The sequence below is a fragment of the Calothrix sp. FACHB-168 genome, assembly GCF_963889195.1.
Lineage (GTDB): Bacteria > Cyanobacteriota > Cyanobacteriia > Cyanobacteriales > Nostocaceae > Aulosira > Aulosira anomala_A.
On the sequence record NZ_CAWPNJ010000043.1, the window covers coordinates 81062 to 87401 of the forward strand.

Here is a 6340-nt window from a genome sequence, read left to right on the forward strand (position 1 = left end):
TTATCTCACGCAGAGACGCAGAGACGCAGAGAGGAAAGGAAAGTTGTATTGAGTAACTTAAGTTAAATCAGAAGAGTCTTCATCGCGCTTTGTGGAATAATTGATTTCTAATTGCTCCGCCGCTTTCGCACTTTTATGCTTTCCACTTCCATACACAACTTGTAAATGTCCTCTCTTATCCTTCTTCCCTTCGTGTTCTTTGTGTCTTCGCGGTTCGTTACTCTTATCCACCCCTCTCCGTCGCGCCGAAGTTCTTTCTTCACTCGTATCTTCAGCCACTACTTCATATAATATCGCCTGCTTATCCTCCACATTTCCCTTACGTAAAACTCTCCCCAAACGTTGAATATATTCTCTTGTCGAACCAGTACCCGATAAAATAATGGCAATCGAAGCTGCAGGAACATCAACCCCTTCATTTAACACATGAGAAGCTATCAAAGTGTTATATTCACCCTCGCGAAATTTAGTTAAAATCTCATGACGTTCCTTCACCGGTGTTTGATGGGTAATCGCCGGAATTAACAACTCTTGAGAAATGCGGTAAACCGTAGCATTATCAGCCGTAAAAATAATGATTCTCTCAGGATAATGCTTCGCTAATAAATTCGCTAAAATCCGCAACTTTCCATCAGTTCCTAAAGCGATTTCTTTGGCTTCGCGATGTGCTAACATAGCTCTACGCCCAGCTTGCGATCGCGCGCTCATTTGCACAAACATTTGCCAACCTTGAATACTCCCCAAGGAAATCCGCGAATCGCGTAAAAAATCATTACGGGTTTGAATTAACTCGTTGTATTTTTCGCGCTCGTGTTGGGATAATTTCACTTTAATTTGAACGATTTCATGCTCGGCTAACGCCTTACCCGCTAAATCTTCAGCGCGTTTGCGATATACTTCTCTACCAATGAGGATATTTAAGTCAGCATGTTTGCCATCGGTGCGTTCTGGAGTAGCGGAGAGTCCTAAGCGATAGGGTGCGATCGCATATTCGGCAATTACTCGGTTAAAATCTGTCGGTAAATGGTGACATTCATCGAAAATTAGCAATCCATAGCGATTTCCCAAGGCTTCGGCGTGAATTGCTGCACTATCGTAGGTTGCAATTAAAATTGGTGTCTTATCTTTGGAACCACCCCCCAATAAACCTACCTCCGCATCAGGAAACGCCGCAACTAGATGGGCATACCATTGATGCATTAAATCCAAGGTTGGGACTACAATCAGCGTACTGCGGGGTGTGGCTTGCATTGCCATTTGCGCTAAATAAGTCTTACCTGCTGCGGTAGGAAGTACCACCACCCCTTGTCTCCCCGCGAGTTTCCACGCTGCTAAGGCTTCACTTTGATGGGGGTAAGGTTCCATTTCCATCGTGGCGACTAAATCTAAAGGGTAAAATTCCTTAGCTTCATCGATAAAGTAAGCCTCTTGTGCTTGCAGTGCTTCTACTAAAGAACGATACTGAATTGCAGGTACGCGAAATTTTTCCACTCTATCATCCCAGGTAGCATAGTCCATCCAGGCTTTACCTTTTGGTGGGGGATGTAGTATGAGTGTACCGCGATCGAAAGTCAATGTAGGGGTGCGAGCCATTTAGCGCCTTATCCCAAGGTTTCACATTTATCTACTAATAACGCAAAATGTACTTAGTTGGATATGACCTTGTGAAATCTGCTCAAGTGCAAGGAACTTCTAATTACAAAATCTACTAGTTTGGCACAGATATACTGAAAAATATTTTATACCTTTATGAAAATTTAACAATAGCAATGCTACTTTATGGTAAATTTACATACATCGGTAGAATTGTAAAAATTAAATTAAGTATTTTATACTATCCCAAAATATACTGACTAAATGTGTTTAAATAAGTTCTTAGGCTAGGATTTGCGGCAAAAACATCTAAATTTCACTGTTTCCGGAATTAATCACTGGGGCTAGGGTTCTCAACATCAACTGCATCTACTTTGAAAACTGTAGTTTTTTTGCCATTAGGTTATTAGGGTAAAGCAGATCGCTGCAGCAAAAACTAAATATTATGTCAGTTGTCAAAAGCCTGCTTTTCTATCTGGAATGGCTGGAAATGAAATTTGGCAATACAACTACAAATACTGAATCTGAGGAATTGCTTCTGAGATATTAGTATGGTGTTTATTTATTTATAAAATATTAAGATTTTTATCTTAAAAATATGACATTTACCATTTGTTATATATAGATGTTGTTTATTTTTCTTTATTGAAGCTGAGTTTTTAAGTTAAATTAACAACTACACAGGGAATATGACTAGTTTTCAGGATGCATTTATTTCATATGGTAGAGCAGATAGTAAAGCATTTGCTACTTATCTCCATAGTCGGTTGATAGAACAAGGACTGAAGATTTGGTTTGATCAAAACGATATTCCTTTGGGTGTTGACTTTCAAAATCAAATTGATGACGGCATTGAAAAGTCAGACAATTTTCTGTTTATTATTGCACCCCATTCGATTAACTCACCTTATTGTCGCAAAGAAATTGAATTAGCAATTCGCTGCAATAAACGCATTATTCCGGTGTTGCACGTCGAGGAAATTACTCAAGAAACTTGGCAAAAACGTAATCCCCAACGACCTGCAAGTGAGTGGGAACCCTATAAAGCGAAAGGATTACACTCTAGTTATCCTAACATGCATCCGGCAATCGGTAAAATTAATTGGGTATATTTCCGCGAAGGTATAGATGACTTTGAAAAATCTTTTGCCGGATTATTAGAAATATTCGCTCGTCATCAAAAATATGTACAGGATCATACATATTTATTAGATAAAGCACTAGAGTGGAACCGCAATCAAAAACAGTCATCTTATTTATTAATTGGCGAAAAACGGGTAGAGGCGGAAAACTGGTTAAAAATCAAATTTAAAGACGAGCAACCACCATGTGAACCCACAAATATACACTGTGATTTTATTTGTGAAAGTATCAAGAATGCCAATAACCTGATGACTCAGGTGTTCCTTTCTTATTCGGAAAAAGAAAGGGATTTTATGGAGAAAATTGCCGCAACTTTAAGAAGGGAAGCTTTTACTGTTTGGACAAACAAAACAGATATTAAAACGGGAGCGGATTTTGTAGAAGCAATTTACCGAGGGATTGAAGAAGCAGATAATTTTGTTTATTTGATGTCGCTAGCATCTTTACAATCAGAATATTGTCAGCAAGAAATATCTCATGCTTTGTCTCTCAACAAGCGAATTATTCCGATTCTGGTAGAAGAATTAGACTTAGAAAAAGTTCCGCCAGAATTACGTAATTTGCAATTTATCAACTTTGCAGATCATCAAGAAGAAGACGAATATCGTGCTGATGCGGCGAAGTTAATTAATGTGCTGCGTCAAGATGCACTGTACTACGAGCAGCATAAAATTTTACTCGCTAAGGCGTTAAAGTGGGAACGCCAAAAGCACAATCCCAGTATTTTATTACGCGGCTACAATCTCCGTAATGCGGAAGCGTGGTTAAAGGTAGCAAAACAAAGAACACAGCATTTACCGATACCTTTACAAGCAGAATTTATCGCGGAAAGCCTGAAGCAACCGCCAAATGCAGCCATTGACGTATTTATTTCCTACTCCCGTGCTGATTCGGAATTTACCCGGAAGCTGAACGATACATTACAAATTCAAAATAAGACGACTTGGTTTGATCAAGAAAGTATAGCTTCGGGAAGTGACTTTCAGCAGGAAATTTACCGAGGAATTGAAACTTCTAACAACTTCTTATTTATTATTTCTCCTAATTCGATCAATTCGCCTTACTGTGCGGATGAAGTGGAATATGCAATGCAACTGAATAAGCGGATTGTTACCGTCTTATGTCGCGAAGTTGAACCGAGTAAACTTCATCCAGGGTTAGCAAAAGTCCAGTGGATTGATTTCCGTAAGCATGGAGGCGACTTTCTCACCAACTTTGGCGAACTCACCAGAACCCTAGATACAGATCCAGAATACCTGCGATCGCACACTCGTTTATTGCTCAAAGCCAAAGAATGGGAACAACACGGACGAGATGACGCTTTCTTGTTGCGGGGTAAGGATTTGGCTGCATCTGTTACCTGGTTAAACGAATCCCAAACCAAAGAGCCACACCCCACCCCTCTACAGTTAGAATACCTTGATGCTAGTCGCGCCCTACCCCATCGCAAAATCAAGGCTCGCACCGTATTACTGACTAGTTTAGCTGTGACAATGTTGATGTTTATCGGGCGACATTATGCCGTCACCGAACCATTAGAATTAGCAGCATACGATCAGCTGATGCGATCGCGTCCTGATGAAACTCAAGATCAGCGATTTTTGATGGTAGATGTCGATCCAGAAAGTATTGACAAATTGAACGAAATACCCAAGTATCAGGGCGGACAAGGCTCAATTGCCGATCCAGCCTTAGATGATTTATTCAAAACCCTCTCAGAGGCGAAACCCAGAGTCATTGGCTTAGACTTTATCCGCAATTTTCCTGCCAAAGGTAGTTTAGCCCAGCGTCTCAGGCAAACTCAAAATCTGATTGCCATCTGTAAACATAGTTATCATGACAATGAGCGGGATGTCTTAATTCCCGGCTATAAGCAACCGCCAGAATTACCATTAGAACAAGTAGGGTTTAATGACTTAGTTGATGAAGATATCAATGGTGGTCGGTATGTGCGGCGCAGTCTTTTGATGCAAAAACCAGACCCCGACTATTGCAACTCAAGGGAATCCTTCAATTTAGTAATTGCTCGTCGCTATTTAGAGGCCGAGAATCAGCAATATCTCTCTCCCTTAGATTTAAAGACTAAAAGATATGTGCGGAATATGCAGTTTGGCAAAACCCAGATTCCCCGTCTGGTGGGAAATGGTGGTGGCTACCAAATAGCGGACGCGCGGCTGGCGGGGTATCAAACGATGCTCAAATACCGTACCCATAAGGGCGATCCCAATAAATTTGCCCCTAGAGTCAGTATTTTAGATGTGATTAACAATAAGGTTCCTGCCGAGCAAATTAGAAATCGGATTGTACTGATTGGAATTACTGACAGAGGCGCTAGACAATCAGACTACTGGAATACACCACAGGGAGATATGCCCGGTATCACCTTACACGGGCAAGCGATCAGTCAAATACTCAGTGCCGTTTTAGACAATCGACCCTTGATTTGGTGGTGGTCTGTTGAATATGAAATGTTGTGGATATTTGGCTGGTCTTTAGTCGGCGGGATCGTTTGTTGGCGATCGCCAAAAACACTGTATTTAGTCGTCGGTGCGATCGCCTCTCTTGGCTGTCTCTACACTGCTGGCTATCTCATTCTAGTTTTTCAAAGCGCTTGGGTGCCTATCATCCAGCCTGCGATCGCATTAATTGCTACAGGGGCTGGAGTTGTTTATTTAACTTACCAATTACGCAAAGTTTAAATTATTCAGGAGTTAATTGAAATGATCGAGCTTAAATCTAAGTTATGGCGACAGCTAATTACTATCTGCACCATCACAACTGTATTTTCGGGTAGCTTGCTGTCTGTTATATCTGTCTCACCAACAGTAGCTAGGGCTGATATCAACAGCGAGGCCAGTCCTACCGGACGAAAGAATGGTGGAGGGAATCGTTCGCAATGCTCCGAACTCGAGAACGATAACCTCATGGCGTTAGTGCCTGACAATAATGAGATATTGACTACTAAAGAGCATCCTGACTTTTGGTTTTATCTACCCTTTGCTAAGTCTCCTGACTCTGTACCAGCAACATTTAGGCTTTTGGATGAAGAGAAAAATTCTGTTTTGTCACAACCATTGAAACTATCTTTACCTGAGAAAAAAGGTATTGCGAAACTTTCTCTACCCTCTACCGAAAAACCACTCGTTGTTGGTAAACGCTATCACTGGTATTTCAACATCGCTTGTGTAGATGACCAAGGTTCATCAAGCAACATCTTTGTTGATGGTTGGATTAAACGAGTTGAACCTAATTCCACCTTAGTAGAGCGTCTGAAGCAAACAAAACCTCAAGATAAATACCGTCTTTATGCCGAAAATAACATTTGGGCTGAAGCCATGAGCGAACTTGCAGAGTATCGCAATATTTATCAACAAGAATGGGTGAAAATGCTCTCGCAATATCAACTGGAAAAGGCTGCTTCCGAACCGATATCTGAACTCAAACCTTAAGACCAATTTGATTAAATCGTGCCATAAATTGTAGGGGCAAGGCATTGCCCCTACGTGTCAACTTAACACCAAACCCGCTTTGTGCAAAGGTTTTGCCCTCACCCCCAGCCCCTCTCCCTCAGGGAGAGGGGAGCAAGAGATTTAATTCCCCTTCT

At 41.2% G+C, this 6340-nt stretch carries 3 protein-coding genes; 2 read left to right on the forward strand and 1 reads right to left on the reverse strand.

Annotation, left to right across the window (positions count from 1 at the left end):
- Window positions 1-57 precede the first annotated feature (57 nt).
- Window positions 58-1593: a DEAD/DEAH box helicase family protein gene (locus tag AACW45_RS25260; protein WP_190635504.1), complete on the reverse strand. Its 1536-nt coding sequence runs from the start codon at window positions 1591-1593 to the stop codon at window positions 58-60.
- A 689-nt stretch (window positions 1594-2282) separates the two neighbouring features.
- Between AACW45_RS25260 and AACW45_RS25265 the strand changes: the two genes are divergently transcribed.
- Window positions 2283-5435, forward strand: a complete 3153-nt coding sequence (locus tag AACW45_RS25265) for a TIR domain-containing protein (protein WP_190635506.1) — start codon at window positions 2283-2285, stop codon at window positions 5433-5435.
- 21 nt (window positions 5436-5456) lie between these two features.
- Window positions 5457-6185: a DUF928 domain-containing protein gene (locus tag AACW45_RS25270; RefSeq protein ID WP_190635508.1), complete on the forward strand. Its 729-nt coding sequence runs from the start codon at window positions 5457-5459 to the stop codon at window positions 6183-6185.
- The last annotated feature ends 155 nt before the right edge of the window (window positions 6186-6340 follow it).